General features: G+C 65.2%; 2 protein-coding genes. Both read right to left on the reverse strand.

What is annotated here, in order from left to right; all coding sequences use genetic code 11:
* Positions 1–1860: condensation domain-containing protein (locus tag CAG46_RS27390; protein WP_143493578.1), on the reverse strand; the 1860-nt coding region annotated here is incomplete at its 3' end.
* 844 nt (positions 1861–2704) lie between these two features.
* The coding region (locus tag CAG46_RS27410) for a phosphopantetheine-binding protein (protein ID WP_256575151.1) at positions 2705–3067 on the reverse strand (363 nt) is incomplete at its 5' end.

A 3067-nucleotide genomic window follows, 5' to 3' on the forward strand; every position in this document is an offset into this window, starting at 1 on the left:
CAGGCTGCGCAGGCCGGCCGGGATCGGCAGGGCTTCGTGCAGGTGCGACTGGGTCAGCAGCAAGGCGATGCCGCTGTCCTCGAACATGTAGCTCAGGCGGTCCTGGGGGTATTCCGGGTCCAGCGGCACATAGGCGCCGCCGGCCTTCACGATGCCCAGCAGGCCGATGACCATCTCCAGGCTGCGCTCCATGGCGATGCCCACCAGCACGTCCGGGCCCACGCCCTGCTCGCGCAGCTTGTGCGCCAGCTGGTTGCTACGGCGGTTGAGCTCGGCATAGCTCAGGGTCTGCTCGCCAAAGACCAGCGCCGGAGCATCCGGGGTGGCGAACACCTGGGCCTCGATCAGCTGATGGATGCTGTGCCCTGCCGGGAAGTCCGCTTCGGTGGCGTTCCAGTCGCGCACGATGATGTGCCGCTCAGGCACGTCCAGCAGCGGCAGGTCGGCAACCCGCTGCCCAGGCTCGCATACGATCCCCTGCAGCAGGTTCAGCCAATGCCGGGCCATGCCCTCGATGGTCGCCGCGTCGAACAGGTCGGTGGCATAGGTCAGTGCCGCGCCAATGCCCTGCTCGTGCTCGAAGGTATCCAGGGTCAGGTCGAACTTGGCGGTGTGGCTGTCCCAGACCAGCTCTTCCATCTGCAGCCCTTGCAGGCTACGGCGCTCGCCCTTGGCCTGGGTCTGGTGGTTGTACATCACCTGGAACAGCGGGCTGTGGCCCAGGTTGCGCTCGACCTGCAAGGCCTCGACCAACTGCTCGAATGGCAGGTCCTGATGGGCCTGGGCACCCAGTGCGCGTTGCTTCACCTGCTGCAGCAGGTCAATGAAGGTCATCTGCAGGTCGAACTCGGCCCGTAGCACCTGGGTGTTGACGAAAAAGCCGATCAGGCGCTCGGTCTCGACCCGGTTGCGGTTGGCAACCGGTACACCGACGCGGATGTCTGGCTGGCCGCTGTAGCGGTGCAGCAGCGCCTGGAAGCTGGCCAGCAACAGCATGAACGGCGTCACGCCCTGCTGCTGGGCCAGCTGCTTGAGCGCCCCGGCCAGTTGCTGGTCCAGAGCGACCTTTACCCGTGCGCCCTGATGGCTGCTCACGGCGGGCCGTGGGCGGTCGGTGGGCAGCTCCAGCACGGGCTGCTCTTCCCCCAGTTGCGCGGTCCAGTAGGCCAGTTGCCTTTCCTGCTCGCCGGCCTCCATCCAGTTGCGCTGCCAGGTGGCGTAATCGGCGTACTGCACCGGCAGTGTCGGCAACGCCACGGGTTGGCCCTGGCTGTGGCCGTGGTAGAGCTGCACCAGCTCGTTGACCATTACCGGCATCGACCAGCCGTCGGAGACGATGTGGTGCAGGGTCAGCACCAGAACGTGTTCGTCTGCTGCCAGGCGCAACAGGCGCACACGCAGCAGCGGGCCCTGCTGCAGGTCGAAAGGCAGGTGGGCTTCGGCCTCGACACGCTGACGCAGGTGGCTGTCATCGGCCTGCGCCAGCACTTCAACGGCCAGTTCGAAAGGGACATGTGGGTGGATCACCTGAACCGCTTGCTCCCCTTCCAGGCGGAAGGTGGTACGCAGCGTTTCGTGGCGCTCGATCAGGGCCTCGAAACTGCGCTGCAGGGCTTGGGTATCCAGGTGGCCTTTGAAACGCAAGACGGACGAGAGGTTGTACGCGCCGCCCACCTCGCCCAATTGCGACAATATCCATAGGCGCTGCTGAGCGTAGGAAAGCAGCACCGGCTCTGCAGGATCCCTCGGGAAGATCGGCGTGACACCGTACAGGTTCACGCCTTGTTTCTTGAGCAAGGCTGCCAACGCCTTACGTTTTTGGGTGGACAACGATACGACCGTATCGAGCAGCTCTTGCACAGGGAATCTCCTAAGAAATCAGCTCATCAATTTCCTCCGTAGTTAGACGGTTGAGTGGTGGCATGGATTTAGATGGAAATTCGGGGGAGGCAGCGCCCGGTGCATGTACAGCGTCAGCCTGAAACCTGCACCGAACCCACTTCCCATGGCACTGCACATAACTCATTGAATTGGCGGGGCCCCTGTGGGACTCGGAAACCTGCGCCGTACCTGTAGGAGCCGGCGCGCCCGCGAACACCGGCGCAGCCGGTGCCATCCACCGCGTCGCCTGCTTCGCGGGCATGCCCGCTCCCACAGGGCCCCCACCAGCTGAAGGAATGCACCGTACCTGTGGGAGCGGGTTTACCCGCGAACACCGGCGCAGCCGGTGCCATCCACCGCGTCGCCTGCTTCGCGGGTGAACCCGCTCCCACAGGGGCCCCATCAGCTGAAGGAATGCGCCATACCTGTGGGAGCGGGCGCGCCCGCGAACACCGGCGTAGCCGGTGCCAACCACCGCGTCGCCTGCTTCGCGGGTGAACCCGCTCCCACAGGGGCCCCATCAGCTGAAGGAATGCGCCATACCTGTGGGAGCGGGCGCGCCCGCGAACACCGGCGCAGCCGGTGCCATCCACCGTGTCGCCTGCTTCGCGGGCATGCCCGCTCCCACAGGGACCCCACCGACTGAAGGAATGCGCCATACCTGTGGGAGCGGGCGCGCCCGCGAACACCGGCGCAGCCGGTGCCATCCACCGCGTCGCCTGCTTCGCGGGCATGCCCGCTCCCACAGGGACCCCACCAGCTGAAGGAATGCCTCATATCTGTGGGAAAGGGTTTACCCACATGCACGGATCACATCAGGGCCTCAGGAAATCAGTTCATCGAGCTCTTCCATGCTCAGGCTATCGAGCAGCGCCAGGGATCTGGCCAACTGGTCCTGGGTGGAATCGACCACGGGCGCCCTGGTCTCCAGCTGGCGACTGAAGTCAGCCAGCACCGGGAACTCGAAGAGTTCTTTCAATTCGGCCACTACCCCCGCCTGCTCCCGGATGCGCACGATCACCGAGGTGGCCAGCAAGGAGTGCCCGCCAAGCTCGAAGAAGTTGTCACCCAGGCCGACCCTCTCCAACTTCAGCACATCGGCCCAGATCGCCGCGATCTGCTGCTCCAAAGCACTCTGCGGCGCGATGTACTCGCCCTGCAACTGGCTGGCATCCGGCTGCGGCAG

It is taken from the genome of Pseudomonas sp. B23(2017) (assembly GCF_002113725.1).
GTDB classification, from domain to species: Bacteria; Pseudomonadota; Gammaproteobacteria; order Pseudomonadales; family Pseudomonadaceae; genus Aquipseudomonas; species Aquipseudomonas putida_Z.